22 protein-coding genes and 2 pseudogenes are annotated in these 24,885 nt (G+C 49.4%); 9 read left to right on the plus strand and 15 right to left on the minus strand.

Features of this window, described 5'->3' with window-relative positions:
* Window positions 1–197 precede the first annotated feature (197 nt).
* Window positions 198–1,157: a DUF2502 domain-containing protein gene (locus GTU79_RS14130; RefSeq protein WP_253073607.1), complete on the plus strand. Its 960-nt coding sequence runs from the start codon at window positions 198–200 to the stop codon at window positions 1,155–1,157.
* Here GTU79_RS14130 and GTU79_RS14135 read toward each other — a convergent pair.
* Window positions 1,146–1,535 carry a hypothetical protein gene (locus GTU79_RS14135; RefSeq protein ID WP_214514064.1) on the minus strand — a complete coding sequence of 130 codons (390 nt, stop codon included), beginning with the start codon at window positions 1,533–1,535 and terminating at the stop codon, window positions 1,146–1,148. The genes GTU79_RS14130 and GTU79_RS14135 overlap by 12 nt on opposite strands.
* Before the next feature lie 167 nt (window positions 1,536–1,702).
* On the opposite strand from GTU79_RS14135, the gene btuC reads away from it, so the two are divergent.
* The 5 genes and pseudogenes from btuC (at window position 1,703) to GTU79_RS14160 (ending at window position 6,200) form a co-directional block, all read left to right on the plus strand.
* Window positions 1,703–2,704, plus strand: coding sequence for a vitamin B12 ABC transporter permease BtuC (gene btuC / locus GTU79_RS14140; protein WP_132921621.1), 1,002 nt, complete (start codon window positions 1,703–1,705; stop codon window positions 2,702–2,704).
* Window positions 2,705–2,764: 60 nt separating this feature from the next.
* Window positions 2,765–3,316, plus strand: coding sequence for a glutathione peroxidase (locus GTU79_RS14145; RefSeq protein WP_203521456.1), 552 nt, complete (start codon window positions 2,765–2,767; stop codon window positions 3,314–3,316).
* 54 nt (window positions 3,317–3,370) lie between these two features.
* A complete protein-coding gene (gene btuD / locus GTU79_RS14150) occupies window positions 3,371–4,165 on the plus strand; it encodes a vitamin B12 ABC transporter ATP-binding protein BtuD (RefSeq protein ID WP_203521455.1) in 795 nt (264 codons plus the stop codon).
* Between the two features lie 49 nt (window positions 4,166–4,214).
* Window positions 4,215–4,685 carry an NlpC/P60 family protein gene (locus GTU79_RS14155; RefSeq protein WP_132921618.1) on the plus strand — a complete coding sequence of 157 codons (471 nt, stop codon included), beginning with the start codon at window positions 4,215–4,217 and terminating at the stop codon, window positions 4,683–4,685.
* A gap of 66 nt (window positions 4,686–4,751) precedes the next feature.
* Window positions 4,752–6,200 (plus strand): annotated as a pseudogene (locus GTU79_RS14160) (protein adenylyltransferase SelO).
* Between the two features lie 19 nt (window positions 6,201–6,219).
* Here GTU79_RS14160 and GTU79_RS14165 read toward each other — a convergent pair.
* The 6 genes from GTU79_RS14165 to GTU79_RS14190 form a co-directional block, all read right to left on the minus strand.
* The gene (locus GTU79_RS14165) at window positions 6,220–7,185 is read right to left on the minus strand and encodes a hypothetical protein (protein ID WP_214514065.1); all 966 of its coding nucleotides are present in this window, start codon (window positions 7,183–7,185) and stop codon (window positions 6,220–6,222) included.
* Window positions 7,186–7,905: 720 nt separating this feature from the next.
* Window positions 7,906–9,090 (minus strand): hypothetical protein, encoded by a 1,185-nt coding sequence (locus GTU79_RS14170; protein WP_214514066.1) that lies wholly within the window; start codon window positions 9,088–9,090, stop codon window positions 7,906–7,908.
* A gap of 249 nt (window positions 9,091–9,339) precedes the next feature.
* Entirely contained in the window at window positions 9,340–9,714 is a 375-nt protein-coding gene (locus tag GTU79_RS14175) for a hypothetical protein (RefSeq protein WP_214514067.1), read from the minus strand.
* A 258-nt stretch (window positions 9,715–9,972) separates the two neighbouring features.
* Window positions 9,973–10,326: a hypothetical protein gene (locus GTU79_RS14180; RefSeq protein ID WP_214514068.1), complete on the minus strand. Its 354-nt coding sequence runs from the start codon at window positions 10,324–10,326 to the stop codon at window positions 9,973–9,975.
* The gene (locus tag GTU79_RS14185; RefSeq protein ID WP_214514069.1) at window positions 10,301–10,639 is read right to left on the minus strand and encodes a hypothetical protein; all 339 of its coding nucleotides are present in this window, start codon (window positions 10,637–10,639) and stop codon (window positions 10,301–10,303) included. The genes GTU79_RS14180 and GTU79_RS14185 overlap by 26 nt, the downstream gene beginning before the upstream one ends.
* 260 nt (window positions 10,640–10,899) lie before the next feature.
* Window positions 10,900–11,754, minus strand: coding sequence for a hypothetical protein (locus GTU79_RS14190; protein WP_214514070.1), 855 nt, complete (start codon window positions 11,752–11,754; stop codon window positions 10,900–10,902).
* Between the two features lie 117 nt (window positions 11,755–11,871).
* Here GTU79_RS14190 and istA point away from each other — a divergent pair, with 117 nt between their 5' ends.
* Window positions 11,872–13,050 (plus strand): IS21 family transposase, encoded by a 1,179-nt coding sequence (gene istA, locus GTU79_RS14195; RefSeq protein ID WP_203524015.1) that lies wholly within the window; start codon window positions 11,872–11,874, stop codon window positions 13,048–13,050.
* A pseudogene (istB, locus tag GTU79_RS14200) lies at window positions 13,050–13,827 on the plus strand (IS21-like element helper ATPase IstB). The gene istA and the pseudogene istB overlap by 1 nt, the downstream one beginning before the upstream one ends.
* A 464-nt stretch (window positions 13,828–14,291) precedes the next feature.
* Here the strand turns inward: istB and GTU79_RS14205 are convergent.
* The 8 genes from GTU79_RS14205 to ppsR form a co-directional block, all read right to left on the minus strand.
* On the minus strand, window positions 14,292–14,432 hold the full coding sequence (locus GTU79_RS14205; RefSeq protein WP_214514071.1) for a hypothetical protein: 141 nt from the start codon (window positions 14,430–14,432) through the stop codon (window positions 14,292–14,294).
* 245 nt (window positions 14,433–14,677) lie between these two features.
* On the minus strand, window positions 14,678–14,965 hold the full coding sequence (locus GTU79_RS14210) for a hypothetical protein (RefSeq protein WP_214514072.1): 288 nt from the start codon (window positions 14,963–14,965) through the stop codon (window positions 14,678–14,680).
* A gap of 1,150 nt (window positions 14,966–16,115) precedes the next feature.
* Window positions 16,116–16,463, minus strand: coding sequence for a hypothetical protein (locus tag GTU79_RS14215; RefSeq protein WP_214514073.1), 348 nt, complete (start codon window positions 16,461–16,463; stop codon window positions 16,116–16,118).
* Between the two features lie 737 nt (window positions 16,464–17,200).
* Complete coding sequence (locus GTU79_RS14220; RefSeq protein ID WP_214514074.1) at window positions 17,201–17,485, minus strand: hypothetical protein; 285 nt, start codon at window positions 17,483–17,485, stop codon at window positions 17,201–17,203.
* A gap of 407 nt (window positions 17,486–17,892) precedes the next feature.
* Window positions 17,893–18,075: a hypothetical protein gene (locus GTU79_RS14225; RefSeq protein WP_214514075.1), complete on the minus strand. Its 183-nt coding sequence runs from the start codon at window positions 18,073–18,075 to the stop codon at window positions 17,893–17,895.
* Window positions 18,076–18,758: 683 nt separating this feature from the next.
* A complete protein-coding gene (locus tag GTU79_RS14230) occupies window positions 18,759–19,211 on the minus strand; it encodes a hypothetical protein (RefSeq protein WP_214514076.1) in 453 nt (150 codons plus the stop codon).
* Window positions 19,212–20,357: 1,146 nt separating this feature from the next.
* Complete coding sequence (locus GTU79_RS14235; RefSeq protein ID WP_203521439.1) at window positions 20,358–21,404, minus strand: 3-deoxy-7-phosphoheptulonate synthase; 1,047 nt, start codon at window positions 21,402–21,404, stop codon at window positions 20,358–20,360.
* 107 nt (window positions 21,405–21,511) lie between these two features.
* Window positions 21,512–22,333: a posphoenolpyruvate synthetase regulatory kinase/phosphorylase PpsR gene (gene ppsR, locus GTU79_RS14240; protein WP_132921612.1), complete on the minus strand. Its 822-nt coding sequence runs from the start codon at window positions 22,331–22,333 to the stop codon at window positions 21,512–21,514.
* A 148-nt stretch (window positions 22,334–22,481) separates the two neighbouring features.
* On the opposite strand from ppsR, the gene ppsA reads away from it, so the two are divergent.
* Complete coding sequence (gene ppsA / locus GTU79_RS14245; RefSeq protein ID WP_203521438.1) at window positions 22,482–24,860, plus strand: phosphoenolpyruvate synthase; 2,379 nt, start codon at window positions 22,482–22,484, stop codon at window positions 24,858–24,860.
* The last annotated feature ends 25 nt before the right edge of the window (window positions 24,861–24,885 follow it).

A 24,885-nucleotide genomic window follows, 5' to 3' on the forward strand; every position in this document is an offset into this window, starting at 1 on the left:
CGGCCTTTTTTTTAATAAGACCACGCCGGGTTTTTTTCCCGTGGATTAACTTTTTTGGCCCTTAGGGCTTTCTGTCGTCATAAATGTAAAGATTCCATTAAGTTTCCCCTCGGAAACCGTAAACCATCTTTATCTGATAGTGGCGCATTTTGCCGGCTGATATAACGACAGCACGAGATGGCTGCCAAACAGGTCATATGATGAAAAAGAACAGCGTATTGCTTGCTATAGCTCTGGTTTTGCCCTGGGGCGTGATGGCGGACGATTTCTCCGCCGGTGCGCCGGGTGTGATAGTCCAAATCGGGGCCCAGGATCAGCAAGGGTATTTCTGGGACGGTGATACCTGGCGCTCTCCGCAGTGGTGGTACGACCATCAGGATAGTCATATTGGCGAGCGCAACGATCGCGGCTGGTATTGGGATGGTTTCCAGTGGCGCACCGAGCAGTGGTGGGATGACCACCAGGACAATGATTTTGGTGAACGGAACCTTAGCGGCTGGTATTGGGACGGTTATGAGTGGCGTTCACCGCAATGGTGGGAAAGCCATCAGGAAAATTATTATGGCGAGCGTAACGAATTCGGCTGGTACTGGGACGGCTGGCAATGGTTACCCTATCTGCCGCAGGGATTCAGGGATAATCGGGGCCGATACTGGGATCACGGCAATTGGTCGCCGAGACGTCCCAGTGATTATGATCGCCATTTTCAACAACCCGGCCGCGGCGAAGGCCATCCCGGTTACCAGCATCCCGGACGGCCACAGCATAACGGCGGCCGGCCGTTCCAGGGCGGGGGCCAACAGCACAACGGCGGGCAGCCGTTCCAGGGCGGGGGCCAGCAGCACAACGGCGGGCAGCCTTCCCAGGGCGGGGGCCAGCAGCACAACGGCGGGCAGCCTTCCCAGGGCGGGGGCCAGCAGCACAACGGCGGGCAGCCGTTCCAGGGAGGGGGCCAACAGCACAACGGCGGGCAGCCGTTCCAGGGCGGCGGCCAACAGCACAACGGCGGGAAGCCGTTCCAGGGCGGCGGCCAGCAGCACAACGGCGGGCAGCCGTTCCAGGGAGGGGGCCAGCAGCACAACGGCGGGCAGCCTTCCAGGGCGGGGCCAGCAGCACAACGGCGGGCAGCCGTTCCAGGGCGGCGGTCAGCAGCATAGCGGCGGCGGCCAGGTATTCAAACCGGCGGCCAGCGGCAGGAGCCTAATGGCGGTCAGCGGGAGCATAACGGTGGTCAGGTATTCCAAACCGGAGGCCAGCGGCAGGAGCCTAATGGCGGTCAGCGGGAGCACAATGGCGGCCAACAGCAGCACAGCGGTGGGCAGCCGCTCCAGGGCGGCGGGCAGCGCGAACATAACGGCGGCCAGCAGCGTCAAGGCGGCCAACAGGAGCATAACGGCGGCCAGCAGCGTCAAGGCGGCCAGCAGGAGCATAATGGCGGCCAGCAGCTCCAAGGCGGCCAACAGGAGCATAACGGCGGCCAGCAGCATCAGGGCGGCGGCCAACGTGAAATCATCAAGCCCCCGCATAACTGACATCTCATAAACCTGCCATCCATGCGGTGCCGCCGGCACGTCTTCCGGGCACCGCATTTCTTGTCCGGCTGTAATGCCGGCAAACCGCCAAGCGGTGTTACCGCGCTACCCCTTTACTCTCAATACCGGTAGGATAAGAGCAGTTTACCGGTCCGGGCGGAACAAGAAATATGTCTGTAAACAGTCCGATTTTCAGCGCATTGAAGCAGCGGCAACAGCGTCGGGATGCTATCCGTGTCCGCTGGCTGTTCCTGTTCCTGGCGATAGCCGCTGTGATAAGCCTTTGTGCGGGCGATGTCTGGTTTTGGCCGACACAGTGGTTTAGCGATGCCGCGGAGGTTTTTATCTGGCAACTCAGATTGCCGCGCACGCTGGCGGTTATCGCCGTCGGCGCCTCACTGGCGCTGGCCGGGGCGGCAATGCAGAATATTTTCGAAAATCCTCTGGCCGAACCCGGGCTGCTCGGCGTGGCGAACGGGGCCGGCGTCGCCTTGACGCTGGCGGTATTTTTAGGCCGGGGGCTGGTGCCGGTATGGGGGCTGGGAGTGTGCGCCGTAGGCGGCGCGCTGGCCATTACCGCGCTGTTGTTATGGTTTGCGCGCCATAACGCTTCGAATGCCCGGCTGCTGCTGATTGGCGTAGCCTTGGGCATTTTATGCAGCGCGGTAATGACCTGGGCGGTCTATTTTAGCTCCAGTCTCGATCTGCGCCAGCTGCTCTATTGGATGATGGGAGGATTCGGCGGCGTGGACTGGCGTGACAAATGGCTGGTGCTGACCTTGCTACCGTTCATTCTTTGGGTTTTATGCCAGGGAAGGGTCATGAACCTGTTGGCGCTGGGGGAACAGCAGGCTATGCAGTTGGGATTGTCGGTCTTCCTCTGGCGCAATCTGTTTGTCCTCGCCTTTGGCTGCATGGTGGGAATAAGCGTGGCGCTGGCGGGCGCGATCGGCTTTATCGGATTGATTATTCCCCATATATTGCGCCTGGCGGGCTTGACCGATCACCGGTGGCTGCTTCCGGGCTGCGCCCTGGCCGGCGCCGGGGTGCTGCTCTTGGCGGATGTCGTCGCCCGGGTAGCCCTTTACTCTGCTGAATTGCCTATCGGCGTGGTTACCGCCACCCTGGGTTCGCCAATATTTATCTGGCTATTAATCAGGATAAGAGGCTAAGCTAGATCTATCAATTCAAGTTAACCTGCTGATTTCCAGCAACACCTGGAGGGCACACCGATGAGTGATAAACTGTATTCTCTGCCGCTTAAGACCATTACCGGGGAAACCACCACCCTGGAGAATTTTAAAGGTTCGGTACTGCTGATAGTGAATGTCGCCTCGAAATGCGGATTGACGGATCAATACGAGGCGTTGGAAAGCCTTTATAAGGAAAAGCACCAGCATGGTTTTGAGGTGCTGGGCTTTCCCTCAAATGAATTCGCCGGTCAGGAACCGGGCAGCGATGATGAAATACTGGCGTTTTGCCGCGGGACATTCGGCGTTGAATTTCCGATGTTCAGTAAAATCGAGGTCAACGGCGAGCATCGTCATCCCTTGTACCAAGCCTTGATCGCCGCGCAGCCTAAAGCCATTACGCCACAAGGCAGCGGATTCTTTGAACGGCTTGCCGGCAAGGGGCGCACCCCTAAGCATCCGCAGGATATCCTGTGGAACTTTGAAAAATTTCTCGTCAGCCGCGACGGCCAGGTTCTGCAACGCTTTGCCCCGGACATGAAACCTGACGATCCGATTATCCTTGAGGCGATAAACGGGGCGCTGGCAAAATAAAATGCCGGTTTTTCCTGGGCGCTCGCGCGCGCCGCGACCGGGCGGCAGCCGCCGGTGACGACATCCCTGGTCCTCGACCTGCGGCAGGTTGCGGTGCGGCAAAGACTGCGGCCGCTATCGCTGCAGGTCCCTGCCGGCAGCCTGATTCATCTTATCGGTCCTAACGGCGCAGGCAAAAGCACGCTGCTGTCCGCCATCGGCGGTCTGACAAGCTGCGAAGGGGAAATCCGTCTGCTGGACCGGCCGCTGCGGCAGTGGGGCAGCGCAGAGCTGGCACTGCATCGGGGCTATCTTTGCCAGCAAGCCTTGCCCTATGCCCTGATGCCGGTATTCCAATACCTGACATTACATCAGCCTCGCAATGCCGCCGAGCGGGACATCGATGGCGCGGTAGGGTATCTTGCCGAAGCGCTCTCTCTGGCGGATAAGCTCAATCGCCCCCTAAACCGGCTCTCCGGCGGCGAATGGCAGCGGGTGCGCCTGGCGGCGGTACTGCTGCAGGTGTGGCCGGCGATTAATCCGCGCGCCTCGCTGCTGCTGCTGGATGAACCAGCGGCGAGTCTGGATATCGCCCAGCGAGTGGCTCTGGACTCCTTGCTATCGGAGCTCACCGCCGCAGGCCTGGGCATCTTGGTCTGCGCCCACGATCTTAACCATAGCCTGCGCCATGCCGGGGAAATCTGGCTGCTGTCCGCCGGGGCGCTGGCAGCGCGGGGCCATCCCCGGGATGTGATGCAGCCGGCGATACTGTCGCCGGTATTCGGCGTGAAATTCGAACTGTTGCCCGCCGGCGGTACGCCCTGGCTGGTGGCATCCGGCCTGGCGCCGCAAGCCGCGACAGCGGTATGATACCTTGACCTGTCCAGCGGTTGGACAGCGTTATGCTGATGGGCAAAAAATGAGACGGATATCTTTTTGTTGGCTGTTCCTGTTTAGCTTAATTCTTACCGGCTGCAGTCATCACGCGCCGCCGCCGGATCCCCGGCTGGCAAATTCCAGGGTGGTGAGAGCGCAGCTTAACGATCAGTTACGGCATTGGTACGGCGTTCCTTACCGATATGGCGGGTTGGATCAAAACGGCGTGGATTGCTCGGGGTTCGTGTATCGCACTTTCCGCGATCGGTTCGGTATTGTGCTGCCGCGTTCCACCCAAGACCAGACCAAGGTCGGTACCCGCATATCCCGCGACGATCTGTTGCCGGGGGATTTGGTGTTTTTCAAAACCGGCAGCGGCGGTAACGGCTTGCATGTGGGTATCTTCGATACCGGTGATAAATTTATCCATGCCTCCACCAGTCGCGGGGTGATCCGTTCATCGCTGGATAATGTCTATTGGAGCAAAGCTTATTGGCAGGCCAGGCGAATCTGATACTGACGCCTCTATACAGTCAGCCCGGATGCCGCCTGACGAGCTACAATAAAAACAGGAGGCACCATGGCCAATACCCCTATCTTCAATAACAGTTATCACCGGCAACTTCCCGGGTTCTATACCGAACTGATGCCGGCTCCCCTGCGCGGCGCGCGTCTGCTCTACCATAATAGCGAACTGGCGCGAGAGCTGGCGCTGGATGACGACCTTTTTGCCGAGCCTCATTCCGCCATCTGGAGCGGGGAGCGGTTGTTGCCGGGAATGCAGCCCTTGGCGCAGGTTTATAGCGGCCATCAATTCGGCGTCTGGGCCGGGCAACTGGGGGACGGGCGCGGGATCCTGCTTGGGGAGCAGCAATTGGCGGATGGCCGTTCGGTGGACTGGCATCTGAAAGGCGCCGGTAAAACGCCTTATTCGCGCATGGGGGACGGACGGGCGGTGTTGTGCTCAGTGGTGCGTGAATTCCTGGCATCCGAGGCGCTGCATCATTTGGGCATCGGTACCACCAGGGCGCTGACCATCGTCACCAGCGACGAGCCGGTGTGGCGTGAAAAGCCGGAACCGGGGGCCATGCTGCTGCGGGTGGCGGATAGCCATGTGCGGTTCGGGCATTTTGAACACTTCTTTTATCGCCGCGAGACGGAGAAGGTCAGGCAACTGGCGGACTATGTCATCGGCCGTGATTGGCCGCAGCTGGCGGGTCAGGCGGACGCCTATCGTTTATGGCTGACCGACGTGGTGGAACGCACGGCGCGCACCATAGCCCAATGGCAGGCGGTGGGGTTTGCCCATGGCGTAATGAATACCGACAATATGTCCATACTGGGCATCACCATTGACTATGGCCCCTATGGTTTTCTCGATGCCTATCGTCCGGGCTATGTTTGCAACCATACCGATTATCAAGGGCGTTATGCTTTTGATAATCAGCCGGCGGTGGCGTTGTGGAATCTGCATCGCCTGGGGCAGGCGCTGTCCGGACTGATGCCGGTAAGCGACCTGGAACAGGCGCTGAACTGTTATGAACCGGCGTTGATGCATGCCTATGGCGACGAGATGCGGGCCAAGCTAGGCTTCGCTACGCGCGATAAACGGGATAACGATATTCTCACCGGCCTGCTGAGCCTGATGGACCGGGAAGGCAGCGATTATACCCGGGTGTTTCGCCTGTTAAGCGACAGCGAGGCGGCGAATTCCCGCTCGCCGCTGCGCGATGAGATGAAGGATCTGGCGGGGTTTGATCGGTGGTTTCAGGTATACCGGCAGCGAGTTCGGGAAGAAGACAGGGACGACGAAAGGCGACGGCAGGCCATGCGGGCCAAAATCCCAACTTTATCCTGCGCAACTATCTGGCCCAGCAGGCTATTGACGGCGCCGAACAGAACGACACCGCTTTTTACACCGGCTCCTCCAGGCATTGCGCCATCCCTATGATGACGATCCGGCTCTGGACGACCTGGCGGCGCTGCCGCCGGAGTGGGCAGGCAGCTGGAGATTTCCTGCTCCAGCTGATAAGCGCGAGCCTGAATTTTTATGGGGTAGGGATCGGTGTTAATGATTCTTCATGATATTCGGTGTCTAGATTGAACCAGTCAGATAAATATTTGAATTCCTTTATGGAAAGCAATATATCCAAAAAAGCCTGTTGGGCAAAAATGCTTTCTTGATCATCTCCAAGGTTGTAGTCAGCGACTATTTGCTCCAAAACCTGCAATGAGGTAGGGCTTAGCTGGATATCACCCACGGCATGGGGAAGGTCGGGACGTTTGTTATACAGCAGCTGAAATATATCAAAATAGATGAGGGGCGCTTGCCAGGCTTCGGATGCCGCGGCAAGAGGAAGCGAAGTATTAAAAGAATCGCTTTCCGCTTTTTTGGATAGTCCGTCGCGTCTCTCACGGCTAAGGGAGAATTTTTGGTTCATCCTCAGCACGAAATCGATCAGATCATGCAGCCGACGATGTATGTTCTGCGTTCGCTTATACTCCTTGACATTGATGTTCGGCACGTTTGAGCGGCCAGAGCCGCTAGTTGGCCCCCAAAAACGCTCATCAGGAGTGAACCAGCGAAACCACTGCGGCCTTCTTTCTTCCATTCGCCCGCCGTCGGTGACTTTATAGGGATAAGCCTTGATTTTTATCCCTAGCTCATCGGCAAGGATTTGCGCCGTGGAATAGCGGTAGCCAAAACCGCCATAACAGGAGTAAAGATCAATACTTTCCAATTGGTGCAATATAAACGGTGCATCTTCAAGAAATTGCAATCCCTTTATGATATCTGAAAATTCAATTGCATCCATATGATTAACGTTGAAAGGCGCTCCGTGCAGTTTTATACGTAAGCGCGTTTTAACGTCATTAAGCAACTCAATATGGCAATCCTTTCCTAACAAGAGCTTTTTCGCGGTATGGCTTGTTCCCGGTAACCATTTTTCTGCCATCGCTTGAATAAGTGGTGATTTTTCATGGGGAATATCACTAAATACAGAGGTAGACACACTTGACCCGTGCGCCTCACCCACGATGACAAAAATTCTGCTCTTTGTGGTGTAATCGTAAAAAACCGCCGTGAAATGTGCCCAATTGTTCGGCAATAACGATAGATGCTCTTTCCGGCAAAGCGGGATCGAAGAAAGAGTTGCGCATGCCGATAAATCGTCCGTGTTTTATGCTTAGCAACAGATGCTCAAGACAGCCGGAAGTGTTATATATTCCCAGCAGTATCCCGTCATTGACTTTTAACAGGCTCTCTGTTGAAGACAGTCGCTCTTTATTGATGAAGAAGGCTTGGCTATGCAGATTTGATTTTTAGCATTCATCACCATCCTGAGCAATTGTTTGGCACTCTCTTCATCGATTTTGTTACATTTCAATAAAACATCTAAAGGAAATTGTTCAGGTAATGAAAAATGTCGGGAATCCCTACGCAAAGCCCTTGCCGCGTATCGGATGTCATTCACCCCGTCATGCACAAGTGTATATGTTTTTGCTTATGAGAGCGGTTGTTTGACAATAAAGAGGGCTTATACCAGGCGGGTTCCTTCAAGAGAAAGCCATTTTAATGATAACGCTCGGGGAGGTGGCTTCACGATAGCTGAAATATTCAGCATCCTCCATAAAATCAAAGTCTTTATATTTTATTAACTCAAATGCCTGCGGGGAACGTTTATACATCATAAGCCACTCGTTTTCCGTGAACACATCCCTATTGTCCCGGGTCATGATGGCCTTACGTATCTCTTTAATGTCAATAATGAATTTATTTTACCTATGTCTATTCTCAGTGCGAAATAACCTTCCGGCGAAGCGTCAAATTGGTTACGCCAGGCGCTAACGGCACGAAAGCGCATTATTCCTTCTTGTCTTTCATCAAGCGCCCTGGAGGCGGAAACGATAAAACTCTCATCGCGGCTATAGCCGTTGGTTTTAATGGCAGCAATGATCTCGTTGCGAAACAAGAAGGTGCGGTTGAATCGCATCAAAAAATGTTCACGATGGGCCTTATTTAAAAGAAGATCATGCACAAATTTATTATTATAAAGATAAAATCGCAGGATGCGTTTGTGGAAGTTGATTGTGCCTTTATCAATGGCGTCCGGCTCCGCCAAAACGCACATCGGCTCTGGTTTTATCAGGCCGAGTTCCGTTATCTTGCGACCTGAAGGGTGATATCTATCAAAAGAGGGGCAAGGGGCCGGCAACTTGCTTATGCTGGTAATCCACTCCCCGGAGGGGCTTCTTGCTACCGGGACGGCAAAAGCTCTTTCATTGGGCATGTGGTGGTTGGCGATACGCCACACATCGCTGTCGCTTTCTCTAAAGACGGGAAAATAGTCGTGATCGTTAACGACATAGTAATTTGTCCTCTCGGATGTTTTATCGGCATAAATTCCTATTGCCTGGGTTTCAAGCGTATGGGTATCGACATTCACCTTCCAGCTTTGCCTGAGAAGTTTTTTTCGCAATCTTTCGGCTCGAATGGCAACGTTGGCAACCAAAATAGATTCCTGTACTTTGTGATGGAGTTTTTCGGTAATTGAGATAACCGAGGAGCTTGACGGTTGAAGCGGGCATAAGAAAGAAAAGAATTCTTTGGCGGCGACCCTGGACATATCCATTCCGGCTTGAGAAGATTGGGCTATTAACTCCCGGATAATAAATTGTTTTAGCGCGGCCCTTTTGATGTCGTTTTGCAAGGCATTGTGCAAAGCATGCTTGAGCGTATTTTCAGAAATTTTTTTGAAATTGCCGCCTAGCTGGACTATAAGCAACATCAGGTCAAAGAGGTCAAACATAATGTCTTTGAAACGAATTGTATGATCTTTATCATACCAATTTCGGCAAAGGGCTTCAAAAAAGGGAATAGTGGAAGAGATGAAATCGACCCATGAATAATAACGCAATACTTCCTTGAGACGATCGGAAAGCGTTATCAGCGTGGCTTGGGTCAGGAAGTCGATATTTTTGATAAAAGGCGCATCAAGATGAAGCGCCTGCTGTCTGTCATCCAGACTAAAAGATAAGGTTTGACGACCTTCATAATATCCTGCCCTTTAACTGCCACCAGGGTGTAAGGAGGTCGGGGCAGGGTGGCGGAGTCTTCCTCCGGCGATTTCAGCACTATGTCCAGCAGGGTCGTCAGTTGTGCGCTGTTAGCATCGATGGGGGAATAGATGCGCCATTACGGTTTCGTTGACGCTGTAAGCCGGTCTGCTTAAAACATCAATATTCTCATTACTCTGCAACCAGAAATCCTTTAATTCCAGTAAATGGGGATCATTTTCTAACCTTTTGATATCGCTAATGAAAACAAACCCGGCTAAGGTCGATAATAAAATAAGCTTTCCACTATACAATCTTGCAATGGTGAGAAAACCTGGATTTTTCAGGCATCGAGTAATGATTGAAGGGGAGAGGCTATTGGATATATAGTTTCTTGAGAATACCATGAATGCAAAAATTTCCTTCGGTGGATAAATAGCATCGATATAATCTACCGTTGAACTGGCGAGCGCTTGCATAGCCATATACCGGGCTTCATGGAAAGAATACTGATGTTTATAATCATAAAATTGATTATAATAATCTTCCAACGACTCTTTTTATTGGATGCCTGAAGTTCAAAGACGCTTGTGAAATCATGAGGAAGACGGGATTTATATTTAATAAATAGATATTGCTGTGCGTTGATGAATTTTTGTAAAACATAAAAATATTAAAGGAGCTGAGATGTTCATCATCATGGCGTGAAAAACGGAAAAAACCAAAAACCGCGGCCCTAATCATTAAATCATAGTCTCCGGATTCCAGACGCCTCTCATACTCCTCAAGTAATCCATACGCGTTAATTTTTTATCAGCAAAATCCGCATCTAGCTTCATGGCCTCGACCTTTGCTGCGGCAATGAACTGTTCTTCGGAATCAGCCTGTAAGATAATATCTTGATCAAAATAATAACGAATCATCTGAACAAATTCTTGTTGAGCATTGATACAAAATGTCATTAAGACAAATACGGTTTTATCATGGCGTATTAGTGTTCTGAAATCCTCGCGCCATAAAGTATGATGAGTGAATTTCTCTTTCTCATACGTATTATTCTCAATTAATTCTTTAACGATCTGCAACGTTTTTGCCAAGGAAAAGGTTTTTTAACCACGCTTGATCGGCGTCGTGCTGTTTCTCATTCAATCGGAATACTTCAACCAAATTCATAATGAGATCCAGATAGGGATGATTATCATCCTTGCGATAAATATAGTTGTGCAACTCAGTGGAAAATACTTGCTTCATGGTTGAAAAGTCAATTTCATGCTCATCTTCTGAAAATAAACACCAATGGTCCGTCATCTCTCCAGGTAAAAGAAAATTATGGCTATGAATACTGATTCCATTAACGCGTGTATATTCTAAAATATGATAAAATTTCAATTTTATTAGCGCGTCAATCAAAAGTCCCGATCCCTGTCATCAAGGCGAAATAAATATCTAGAGTGTTAACATGGCTCATTTTATCGAAGGGTGATATTTCATCTAATACCAACTGTTTACTATATTCTTCATGAGATTCCTTTAATAAATACAAATTGCGCAAGATATTATGCAAATGCGCGTGTTCATTAAAACTGGCGTTGTGCAATTTCTCTATAATAGTAGTTTCAGCTAAGGCGAAATTTTTATTTTGAGAGAAGATATCGTTTCCACAATGACATCTATATTAACATGTTCGTAGGCGTCAGCGATTTTTTATTGATGTCTGGTATATGATCGGTTATTGCACTGTATGAATTCAAATGGGAAGAAATTTTGATTTGAGGTTCAAGTTTGTCATATAATAAATCATTAAACTTTGTGATAATATTTTCTGTATAAGATTTAAGGATGATCATATTTAAAGAGTAAGACTTGTCTTTAAATAATAAGCCATTATAGATAATCTCCGCCGTTTTTCCGGCGATAAGCATGTCCAGCTTCAGCAAATACGATAGCTCATCCTGCGGAGTGTTTTCCAGGGACAATGTCGAGTCAAGCTGTGCCAGCAGCGCGGCGGCAATTTTATTCGCAGGGTTCAATTCAAGTTGATGTCCGCCGATGTCGAACATAATTCTACCACGACCCGGCAAGATCTCGGCGATATCCTTTGCCGGCGCCAGGGGGTTGGTTATGGCTGAAACATGAAGGTGAGGGGAGATGATGCCTGCTTCAGGCTCTGTGATATTTATTACCTTCAATTGCGCCTGGAATTCCGTTGCTGACCTATAGAGTATATTCTGAAGAGGCCGAATGCCCGCCGTCGCCGTCATCTGTCCTTCCGCGCCGGGAAACATCAGCGGATCGCGCAGGCCGGCAAACCATGCGAACAGCCTGTCCATCCAAGCCGGTTGATTTGGGGTTGAACATTCCCATTGATGACCTCCGATAAAATGGGCCAGTAAATTTCCCATTGAACCCAGGAAGGTGATATTAGGTCGTATCATGGCCTCAATATGATAAATTTCGCCATGGCTCACAATGAGCCTGTCATCTAAAAATCCAGCATAAATGGCGTTGCCGCTGGGTAGCTGCACTCGTACGGTGGATATATGTCGGCATCGCTGATATAAGGTCGTAATTCATCGGAAAAGTTGTCCACTCCACCCAACATGGTCTTTCTTTAAGGTTCCGACACCGAAAGAGGAAGCGCCATGTTAAGCAGAGAGGACCACCTAATGATAAAACAAATGCGCATTCATGGCGCTTATATTATCGACATTGCCCGTCAGATTGGCTGCTCAGAACGCACGGTCAGGCGGCACCTGTCCGAGCCTGAACGTCCTCGCCGGACGTCTTCACGACGGCGTATGAGCAAACTTGAACCTTACATGGCTTTTATCGATATGCGCCTGAGTGAACATGTCTGGAACGCGCAAGTGATTTTCCAGGAAATCAAGGCGCAAGGCTATGGTGGCGGGACCACCGTGCTGCGGGAATATATCCAGCCCAAACGCCGACTCCGGCATGGTCGTGAAACCGTCCGCTTCGAAACGCAGCCCGGTTATCAGTTGCAGCACGACTGGGGTGAAGTGGAAGCAGAAGTGGCGGGCCTGCCATGTAAAATCAACTTCGCCGTCAATACGCTGGGCTACTCGCGCCGCTTTCATGTCTTCGCCGCGCCCTGCCAGGATGCGGAGCACACTTACGAATCGCTGGTGCAGGCGTTCGGTTACTTCGGCGGCTGCGTGAAAACCGTGCTGGTTGATAACCAGAAGGCGGCGGTGCTCAAACACGATAATACCGGCGAGGTTATCTTCAACGCCGGCTTCCAGTCGCTGGCGAAGCACTACGGCTTTATCCCCCGCGCCTGCCGGCCTCACCGGCCCAGGACCAAAGGGAAAGTGGAGCGCATGGTGGGTTATGTGAAACACAACTTCTTCGTTCACTATCGCCGGTTCGACAGTTTTGCGCACGTCAATCAGCTCCTGACCCAGTGGCTGGCGCAAGAGGCCGATCAACGCGACCTGCGCCAGTTCCATCAGACACCGGCAGAACGGTTCGAGGCGGAAAAAACCGCCCTGCAACCGTTGCCCGCCGGTCCGTTCGATACGAGTTATCACGATATCCGCCAAGCGGCCTGGGATGGCTACATCGACGTGCGGGGCAACCGCTACAGCCTGCCCGAAGCCTGGTGCGGGCGCCAGGTTACGGTACGCATTACCCTGGACGACGAGTTACGCGTCTACGGCAATGACGAGCTTATCGCCCGCCATCCGTTGTCACCGGCCACCGCCGGATGGCAGACGGTGCCGGAACATCACCAGGCGCTGTGGCAGCGGACCTGCCAGGTAGAGCAACGACCGCTGGATGCCTATGAGGGACTACAGTGATGAACGAACTGGAAAACCTACTGACCCGGCTGAAAATGGACCATCTGAGCGGCGCGGTGGAAAACCTGCTGGAGCAGGCCACGAAAGAAGAACTGAACTACCGGGAGTTCTTGATCCGCGCCTTGTCACAGGAATGGAACGGGCGCCGTAGCCGGGGCCTGGAATCACGGCTCAAGCAGGCCCGGTTACCCTGGATAAAACGCTGGAGCAGTTCGACTTCACCTTCCAGCCGGGAATAGATCGCAAAGTGATCCGCGAGTTGGCGGGACTGGCGTTCGTGGAGCGCAATGAAAATGTTATCTTGCTGGGTCCGCCGGGGTGGGAAAACCCATCTGGCGGTGGCCCTGGGCGTCAAAGCAGCGGATGGCGGTCACCGGGTGCTGTTCACGCCGCTGGATAAACTGATGGCAACGCTGCTCAAGGCCAAACAAGAAAACCGCCTGGAGAGGCAGATCCAACTGTTAAGCTATAGCCGGGTGTTGATCCTGGATGAAATCGGCTATCTGCCGATGACGCGGGAAGAGGCGAGCCTGTTCTTCCGGCTACTGAATCGGCGTTATGAAAAGCGAGCATCATACTGACCTCGAATAAAAGCTTCGTGGACTGGGGAGAAGTGTTCGGCGATAACGTGCTGGCATCGGCGATCCTGGACCGCTTACTGCACCACTCAACCACGGTCAATATAAAGGGCAAAGTTACCGGCTGAAAGATAAACGCAAGGCAGGAATGTTATCGGCAAAGAGTGCGTCAGATGACGCGATAATGAGCGGACGTTAAAACGATAAACAGTGGACAACGGAAACGTTGAAAAGGGCCACCACTTCACGATGTTGACATATAATATAGGTTTCTTCAGCTATGTGTATGCGGGTGAATTTCGTATCTTTAGTCTGGAGTAAACAATCAGGATTGTTCTTGAGTTCACTGACGCATTGGAATAGATAATCAGCTTGTTCTTTTTCCTCCGCTGTTTCATTTTCTGCGCTCCAATCAGTTGTTGCCTGAAAAAAGCTTCTCCCTCCCTGCAGGGAAGTGTTTACACACATTATCTGCACGTCTAAGCCCCAATAGGTAACTGTTTAATGAAGATATAATCTCAATATAACCTGAATGTTTTGCTGTATGTAAATTTAAATTATTGGTGAAGGATATAGCTTCATTTAACATTGTTATGTCCCTATTAATCCGTTAACTGCCGAGGGTGGCGATATTGTCAACAAAGAGAGCGATTATTGCTTAGCTTACATATGATGAAATCGCTCGGATAAATATTTAAATTCATCAATGGATAAAATAATATCCAGCAGAGCCTGTTCAATAAATTCGATATCCTCAGACCCGTCAATGTCATAATCCTCCAGTATTTGATCGAGTATCGACAAGGACTCCTTCTTTAAAAGGATATCGGCCACTACGCGAGGGTGATACGGATTTTGTGGATAGATTAGCTGCAAAATGTCAATGTAAATGAAAGGAATATGACGTTCAACCGGGCTCAAATGGATATTTTGTGATTATTTTTCTGCGCATGCTGGATAAAAATTGTATAACGTTACGGACAGATGTCATGATATCCCGTAGCTCCTGCTGCATGTTCAGGGTACTGACAAGCTGCGGGGACTCCGTTTTACCGGCTCTTGACAACCATTATCAATGAGAGGAATCCGCCTGCCGCAGGCCGATACTGGCGAAACCACTCAGGTCTTCTTTGACGGATCCCGCCCTCAATTTTATGAGGAAAAGTATGGACCGCAAGCCCCAGCTCATCAGACAGGATCTGAGCGGTGGAATAATCGGAACCATAGCCGCTGTAACAGGAGTGCAACTCAATACTCTCGATGTCTTCTAATGTGAATGTCGGGTCTTTAACGTAAGCCAGGCCCCGGATGATATCCGCCAGTTCGACGGCATCCATATTGTTGATAAGAAACGGCTCGCCATAGTGTTTGATGCGAATACGCGGTTTTCTTCACTGCTCCAAGGCACTACAGAAATATAACAATCTTTGCCGAAAAGGACCTCCTCGCGGGGTATAAAATGGCGTCGATAACCCGTAATGCGACCATCGATATGAAACTCGGGCCTCATCTCGCTCGGGAGTTCATACGCCAGAATTGGCGTATTATCCGTTGCGCCGAATGCGCTGCCGGCCATCACAATGAAGTTTTATCGCCACGGTGCAAGGTTAACAAATTTTGGTTAAATGTTCCCAATTGTTCGGCAATGACCAACGAAACTCGCTGCTGTGGGGTAAAACCATATAAGTTATTATTTAGGCCAATGAATCTTCCCTGACCGATGCATAACATCAGATGCTCCAGTCGATTCGAGTAATCATAGAGCGCCAAAGCTTACCTTGATTTATTCTTAATAAATCAGATGTTGTCGATATCTTATATTCATCAACAAGTATGGCATGGCTATTTATAAAATCGTTTTTGCTTGTTTTATCATTTCCAATAAATGATTTGCACTTTTAGGGACAGTAATCCACAGTGTAACAATATATAAAGAGGAAGCTCTTCTTTCAATTCAAATGATAACGCTTCGTGGCGAATCGACCTTGCCACAAGATGGGGCATATGCTGATCAATCTCGCTTATAAAAGCCTTAGATTTTATTAGATAACTATTATGTTTAAGCAATAGCGGCCTATACCAGGCCGGCTCTTTAATCAGGAAGCCATCTTTAATGAAAACATAGGGCGCCGTAGCTTCACGATAGCTAAAAACCTGGCATCTTGCATATCATCAAAATCTTTGTATTTAATTAATTCGAAGTAAGTCGGTTGCTGGCTAAACATCATCAGCCACTCGTTTTCCGTAAAATATCCCTATTATCGTTAATACCAAAAGACAAGCGATTATTGGCAAAGTCAATAATATAACTTTGATTGGCTATGTTAACAGTGATGGCAAAATAGGTTTCCGCGGCCCAGTGAAGAACGTCGCTCCAAGCGCTTACGGCACGAAAGCGGATCCTAACGTCATCCTTGCTTTCTAACGCATGTATTGCGAGAACCGCGGACGTTTTATCATATACAAATTTATTATTAAATTGCATGGCTAAGATGTCTTTTTCAAAGAAAAGTTTCGATGAAAATCATTAAATATTGAAATGACGCGGTCTCCCGCTTCTGTAAATATAGTTTCCCTCTGGTGACGTTCAAGTGAGAAGCGCAGTATGGTTTTGTGAAAATTCACCAAATCGCAATCAGAAAATTGATCAATGCCCGATACGCGTAGGGGTTCAATCTCAATCAATTTTGTGTCCTGAGCATTGTTAGGATGGAAATGATTGACTGGGAGGGGCGAAATCCTTATGTCAACGACTTGCCGTGCGCTGGCGACCCAACCTCCGGAGTGGCTTTGTACAATGGGAATGGCAAAATCTTTGTCGTTGCCGCCTCTCAAGTTGATGATTCTCCATTCACCATGATATTTATCCCAAAAACGGGGAAATAGTCATTGTCGTTAACAATATAGTATGACTCTGCAGAACCCGAATTTTTACTAAAATGCCACTGGGCAAGGTTTCGAGTTGATTTTCATCCACTTCTGCTTTCCAGTATTGCCGCAGGTTTTTCTTCCTCGAACTAAACAATCTAATGGCGACGTTGGCTTTTGCTAGCACATCCTGTATTTTATATTGTAGCGTATCATCTAAGATTGTTAACACTTTGCCTGACGGATGTATGATGTTATAAAATGAAGATATTTCATCAGAAAAGACTTGGCCATTTTGTATCCAATGTTCGGTGTTGAGCCTATAAGTTCATGAAAAACAAAATTCCTTATCATATGATGTTGTACCTTTTCTTTGTAGCTTTGTAAAGAGCATGCTTAAATGTGTTTTCGGATATTTTTAAACTGTCCTGAAAGAGCTACAACTGTAGTAACAAGATCATAGAGATCAAAATGATATCTGCAAACTTGATTTCATGTTCTTCATCATACCATAGCTGGCAGAGTGTGGTAAAAAGGAATAAATGAAGCCGTGTATTCCAGCCAGGTATAATGACGCAATGTTTCTTTGGAATTTTGAGCTATTGCAACCAACGTAGCCTGATTGATATTATCGATAGCGTTGATAAATGGGATCTTAATACTTATAGGCTCAGATGTTTCATCCTTATTGAAGACATAGGATTTTATGATGGAATATAAGTCTGAATCTTTAACCGCAGCAAGAGAATATGCCGATGCAGGAACATCAAAATTTCTTCTTCAGGAACGTGAAGTAAAATGTCTATCATAGAGGTTAATGACTCGCTATTCGCATCGATTTCAGGAAAAAGTGATGCTAAGGCAGTTTCATTAATATGGAAATGAGGACGATGTCTCATATCGAGGCCAGTGGAACAGTTTTCCCAATATTCTTTGATCAGCGCTAAAGTATCGCCATTTTTGAGTACATTGAAATCAGTGATGATCACGAAGCCGTTAAAAGTACTTAATAATACGGTCTTATCATTATGCAGCGTAGCAATAATGAGATATCCTGTATTATCCTTCGGCAGGAGACGAAGGTGAATGGGGTTAAATCATTCTTAACGTAATTTCGTGAAAAACTTTAAAGCATAAAATTTTCTTAGCAGGATATACGATATCTACATAATGCAAACTAGATTTTTCTAATGCTTGCATCGTAAGATTTCTCGCCTCAATAAATGAATGATGCTTTTATAGTCGACGAATTGATTATAATATTCTTCTAACGATTTCTTTTCGAAAGAAGATTCCAACTTATAAACACTTTTGTAGGGTTGCTGTCTACGGGAGGTATAGTCCATGAAGATCTGCTGCTGTGACATTATAAATTGTTTTAGAACATAAAGTACGTTTAATGAAGATAAAAACCTTCATTAAGCGTTTTTTCTGAGAAATGAACCATATTGATGCAGCCTTGATAAAACATGTAAATCTCCTTTCTTTTCCAAATCGATATATTTTTAAACATCTCTAGATTGTTTTGATTAAAATCAGGGCTTGCTTGGTCTCGAACGGCTTCGATTTTAGACGCCACAATACGTTGCTCCTGGTTACTTGCGATAAGTTTAGTATTATGTTCTATAAAATCTGCAATACAATTTATAAATATATTTTGCATATTGATAAAATAGCTTAATAAAACAAAAGAATTTTATCGTTCTTGATGATACCTGTTAGTTCATTATGCCATGCATAGTGATTAGTAAATTTACTCTTTTCTTCATGATTATTATCAATCATGTCAGACAATATATTATGTGTCTGTTCTAACGGAGCAATATTCCTTTGCTGCCAAGATGAAAGAGAACTATTGCTTGAGCCGTCTGCCCTAAATAGCTCCGCTATATCCAGAAGACGTTCAAAATAAAAGTTTGCTGAAGGGCGCTGGTAGATGTAATTTATCAACTCCTGATAAAAAGAGTATCCATATTTTCATTGGTGAGCATCTGTTCGTCAGCGGTAAAAATATCTCCTATATCAGTGATCTCACCCGGCATGATAAAATTTAAACTGTATATGCTGATAGCATTCGTTCTGGTGTAATCAAATATTGAATAGAATTTTGATTTTATCAGGCAGTCTATCAGATGTCTTTTATCGTGATTAATTAGTGCGTGATAAATTTGTTGTGCGTTTATATAGGTTACACGCGACAGGGGAGAATGATCACCCGGGTATAAATGTAAGCGATATTCATTATATGCTTGTTGACATAAATTAAGAACGTGCATCATTTTTGATAATAGGATTTCCGTCCAAGGGTTTTTCTCTGACTTTGTGCGTGACTTCCGACTTTGCCATATCGAAGGTTTTATTTTTGATAATTAAAATGGCGTCCTTGATTATTTCAGTATTGATGCGGCTTGAAGCTTCTTTCAATTGCTTAACAATATTGCTAATAAAATTTTCGACCATGAAATTTTCAGCGACATGACGTTTTAGTCTTTTCAGTTGAGCTGTATTCTCTTGTGTTAACTCTTTAAGGGACGAAATGATGTCCTCAAACTGGACTTTGGAAATAATGATATTTAGCGAGGTGAATTTATCTTTAAGATAAAGGCCGCCATGAAAGATTTTGACATTTTTGCCAATAAATTTATCGAACTCCAGCAGGTTACTCAATGGATCGGATAATGGTGGGTCACTGGCCCTGACAAAGTCTTGAAACATATTAAGAAGCAGAGTTTGAGCCTCCCCATTGGCGAGAGAAATCTGGAATTCGAGGCCATCAATACTGAATAATAATCGGCTGTTGGCGTCAATTTCTCCGCTGCTATACTCTGCTTGCGGCGGCAGCGTCTCGCTTAGCGCGGATGCGGTGGGGAATTTACGGCCTGGTTAAGGTCTTCATCAGATTCGTGGTCTTTACCGTTCTTAGCCGCGCTGAAAATTCCGCCTCTGCCGTATGTATGATTGTGCCGGGATAAAAACCGAAGATGTTGTGGGCTGCCCCTCCGACTGAGGGAATATCAGCGGGTCACGTAAGCCGCTGAACCACTTGGCGGTGCTTCCCACCCAATCAGGCCAATTATATACGCCGAGCCATCCCCGCCTTGAACAAGCTGGCTTAATAAAAGGGTAAGCGATCCATAGAAGGGTAGCGGTTTGTGGTAATCTTGCTGAATATGGTAATTATTGCCATCTGAAACCACCAGTGATTTGTTAAAATAGCCGGCAAAATCAGGTTACCGCTCGGTAGCATTATTTTTTGTCGCAACGCTGATTTTTTGTCGTGCAATTCAATCTGTATATATTTTGTATGACCCGAAGTTAACAAACAATCCATATTATTTGTAAGTTCATTTACGCAGCTGAATAAATAATCAACTCTTTCTTCCTCACTATTTTTTCACAATTATTTATGTCGTGAGATTCATCTGCTTTATTATCAATAGATGAAAAGGAATCTTTAATTTGAATATTGTTTATTTTTTATGGAATAAGTGTAATAATGTAATGCATTAGTCTTTTGAGAATGTTTAATTTGATAATCAATATGATATATTTTATTATTTTCTAATAAACAAGTTTCTTTTGTCATGGCAAGATCCTTATATATGGATAGGGTTATCTCAATATAAAATGGAATTGTTTTCGTGATGAGTGAAATAAATTAGCGGTCTACTTTTTAAATTTGATGAAATAATTTTCTCTAGAAGATAATCGATTTTCACTGACCCATAAAACATATCATCAAACATTCGCATGTGGAATTAAAGAGTAAAAATTAAGGGTTTTATCGCTTCTCAGACGAAGAAAATAATTAGGCCGCCTGTCGGCGGCCCAATGGGTAAATAGGAGGGTAGCGAAAAGGGTTTAGAAACGACTATCAACGGCGCCCGCCAGCATGGCCAGCAGCCTTTCGCTGTCTTCCCAGCCAAGGCAGCCATCTGTGATGGATTGACCATAGGTCAACGCTTGGCCGGGTATCAGCGCCTGGCTGCCTTCAACCAGAAAACTCTCGGCCATGATGCCTGCTACCCGCCGGCTACCGTCGCTTATCTGCCTGCATACGGATTCCGCCACGTCCAGCTGGCGGCGATACTGCTTCTGGCTGTTGCCATGGCTGAAATCCACCAGCAGATGCGGCGGCAACCCATGCTCCTGTAGATGCCCGCAGGCCTGCTGGACATCGGCGCTATGATAGTTGGGCGTGCGGCCGCCGCGCATAATGATATGGCCATAGGGATTTCCCGCCGTTTGGTAAATGGTCATCTGGCCCTGTTTATCCGGGGACAAGAACATATGAGACGCGCGGGCGGCGCGTATGGCGTCGATGGCAATCTGCGTATTGCCGTCGGTGCCGTTCTTGAATCCAACCGGGCAGGAGAGGGCTGACGCCATCTCACGGTGGATCTGGCTCTCGGTGGTGCGGGCGCCGATGGCGCCCCAGCTGATTAAATCGGCAATATACTGGCCCATCACCATATCCAGGAACTCGGTGGCGGTGGGCAATCCTATCTCATTGACCGTGAGCAGCAAGCGCCGCGCCAGTTCGAGCCCGTCATTGACCCGATAACTGCCGTCAAGACCCGGATCGGAAATCATGCCCTTCCAGCCCACCACCGTGCGGGGTTTCTCAAAATAGGTGCGCATGACGATTTCCAGCCGATCCCGGTAGCGAACGCGCAGGGTATTCAACTGCCGGGCATAGTCGATGGCGGCGTCGGTATCGTGGATGGAACAGGGGCCAATCACCACCAGCAGGCGGGGATCACGGCCGTGCAGAATCCCTTCGATACGGTGGCGCGCGGCGGTAACGCTTTCCGCTACTATGGCGCTAAGAGGCAGTTTGTCGGCTAACGTTGCCGGCTCAATAAGACGACCAATGCGCCTGGTGCGCAATTCATCTGTGTTAAACATGAACAATCTCTAAAATGGCTTCTTCTCAACGGTGAAATACCGGGAAGTGATGGCGATCACAATAAACCAAAACCAGATGAATTCAACAATAATAATGACCAGGCGGATTAGTACATACGACGGCTCAGGCCAAGTAAATCCATTATTTTGGTGGCTATCTCCTCTACGGAGTGATTGGTGGAGTTCAGGTAGCGGATTTGGTTATTCCGGAACAAGAGCTCAACCTCGCTGACCTCGAAACGGCACTGGCGCAATGAAGCGTACTGACTGTTGTTCAGTCGTTCATCCCGAATGGCGGCCAGACGCTCCGCATCGATGGTCAATCCGAATAATTTATCATGAAATGGTTTCAACGCCGCGGGCAAACGCAAATTATCCATATCATCGGCGATAAACGGATAATTGGCGGCGCGGATGCCGTATTGCATGGCCAGATAAAGGCTGGTAGGGGTTTTTCCGCAGCGGGAAACGCCCAGTAAAATGATTTGCGCCTGGTCGAGATTGCGCAGCGAAATCCCGTCGTCGTGGGCGAGGGTATAATCAATGGCCGCGATGCGTGCATCGTATCTGTTCAGATTGGTGGCGGTCAGCCCATGGGTGCGGTGCGCCACCGGATCCGGCGATAACCCCAGCTCCTGTTGCAGGGGCGCCACCAGGGCTTGCACCACATCCTGGCAAAAGCCGTCGCTGGCTTCCACGATGGTGCGGACAACCGGCGAAACGATGGAATAAAAAACCAGGGGCCGAATGCCGCTTTGCTTATAAATCGCATTTATCTGTTCGCTTACGGCAATAGCGCGGGATTCCGTTTCAACAAAAGGCAACGTATAACTGTTGGTGGTTACCGGGAATTGCGACAGCACCGCATGGCCGACCACTTCGGCGGTAATGGCGGTGCCGTCCGAGATAAAAAATACGCTTCTTTCCATATGTAGCTCCCGCGGTTTGTTGGGCTAAACTCTGAATTTTAGCGCTGGCTCGATTCATCCCGGGCCCGCGTATTAGGGTTTATGCTACGCTCACTGAATAACGCATTTCCCACCAGACTTTTTCATTATAAGTAAAAGGAAGACGCAGATGTCTATAACTGACAATGATACTGATAATATACTCTGGTATAACCAACTCGGGATGCATGATGTTGACCGGGTAGGGGGTAAAAACGCCTCCCTGGGAGAAATGATAACCCATTTATCCGGGCTGGGAGTCTCGGTGCCCAACGGTTTCGCTACGACCGCCGACGCATTTAATGACTTTCTTGACCAGAGCGGCATCAACCAGCGTATATATGACCTGCTGGACCGCCTTGATGCCGATGATATCGGCGAGCTTTCGGCGGCCGGCAATCAGATCAGGCAGTGGATAATCGACACTCCGTTTCAGCCTGCCTTGCAGGCGGCCATTACGTCGGCCTACCGGACATTGTCCGCTGACGACAGCGAGGCGTCTTTTGCCGTGCGCTCGTCAGCCACCGCGGAAGATATGCCTGACGCGTCATTCGCCGGCCAGCAGGAAACCTTTCTGAATGTTCAGGGTATCGATGCGGTAATGACCGCCATCAAGCATGTCTACGCTTCCCTGTTCAACGATCGCGCCATCTCCTACCGGGTACATCAGGGCTACGATCACCGCGGCGTGGCGCTCTCCGCCGGCGTGCAGCGCATGGTGCGTTCCGACCTGGCGGCATCCGGGGTAATGTTTACCATTGATACGGAATCCGGTTTCGATCAGGTGGTATTCATTACCGCCGCCTACGGGCTGGGCGAAATGGTGGTGCAAGGCGCGGTGAATCCGGATGAATTCTACGTGCATAAACCTACGCTGCAGGCCGGGAAACCGGCCATAGTGCGACGGAATATCGGTTCCAAAAAAATCCGTATGGTCTATGCCGACAGCCAGGAACATGGAAAGCAGGTCCGCATTGAAGATGTGCCTGAAGCAGAACGGCATCGTTTTGCCCTTACCGATGATGAAGTCCAGGAGTTGGCCCGCCAGGCATTGCAAATAGAACAGCATTATCAGCGCCCGATGGATATTGAGTGGGCCAAGGACGGCCATACCGGTCAATTATTCATTGTCCAGGCCCGGCCGGAAACGGTGCGGTCACGGGGGCAGGTCATGGAGCGCTACCAGCTCAAATCCCGCGGCGAGGTGCTGATCGAGGGGAGGGCCATCGGCCATCGCATCGGCGCCGGTCCGGTCAAGGTCATCCATGACATCAGCGAAATGAACCGGGTTGAAGCCGGCGACGTGCTGGTCACCGACATGACCGATCCGGACTGGGAACCCATTATGAAAAAGGCCGCCGCCATCGTCACTAACCGCGGCGGACGCACCTGTCACGCGGCCATTATCGCCCGCGAATTGGGCATCCCGGCGGTGGTGGGCTGCGGCGACGCCACCGAGCGCGTCACGGAAGGCCAGAATGTCACGGTATCCTGTGCGGAGGGAGACACCGGTTATGTTTATCATGAACTGCTGGATTTTGACGTCAATAGCGCCAAAATTGAACAAATGCCGGCGCTGCCGCTGAAAATCATGATGAATGTCGGCAATCCCGACCGGGCATTCGACTTTGCCTGCCTGCCCAATGACGGCGTGGGCCTGGCGCGGCTGGAGTTTATCATTAACCGTATGATTGGCGTTCATCCCCGTGCATTACTGGAATTCGACCAGCAAACGCCGCAGTTGCGCGAAGAGATCGGGCGGATGATTCAAGGTTACGCCGGTCCGAAAGAGTATTATATCGCCCGCTTGACTGAGGGCGTGTCTACCCTGGCCGCGGCGTTCTGGCCGAAACGGGTCATCGTGCGTCTTTCCGATTTCAAAACCAACGAATATGCCAACCTGGTGGGCGGCGATAAATATGAACCCTCGGAAGAGAACCCGATGCTGGGCTTTCGCGGCGCGGGCCGGTATATCGCCGACAGCTTCAAGGCCTGTTTTGCCTTGGAATGCGATGCCATCAAGCGGGTACGCAACGAGATGGGGCTGACCAATGTGGAGATCATGATTCCGTTTGTCCGCACCGTCGCCCAGGCCGAGGCGGTGGTGGAAGAACTGGCGCGGCAGGGATTAAAGCGCGGTGAGCAGGGACTTAAAATCATCATGATGTGCGAGATCCCCTCCAATGCCCTGCTGGCGGAGCGATTCCTTGAGCACTTTGACGGTTTCTCCATTGGTTCCAATGATATGACCCAGCTGGCGCTGGGACTGGACCGGGATTCAGGTCTGGTATCGGCCCTGTTCGACGAACGGGATGAGGCAGTGAAAGCGCTATTGTCCATGGCGATTGTCGCGGCTAAAAAACAGGGGAAATATGTCGGGATTTGCGGTCAGGGGCCGTCGGATCATGAGGATTTTGCCGCCTGGCTCATGGAACAGGGCATCGACAGCCTGTCGCTGAATCCGGATACGGTAGTCAAAACCTGGCTTAGCCTGGCGGAGATTAAATAACCTTATTATTAATCCGGATTAATAT

The organism is Sodalis ligni, assembly GCF_016865525.2.
Lineage (GTDB): Bacteria > Pseudomonadota > Gammaproteobacteria > Enterobacterales > Enterobacteriaceae > Acerihabitans > Acerihabitans ligni.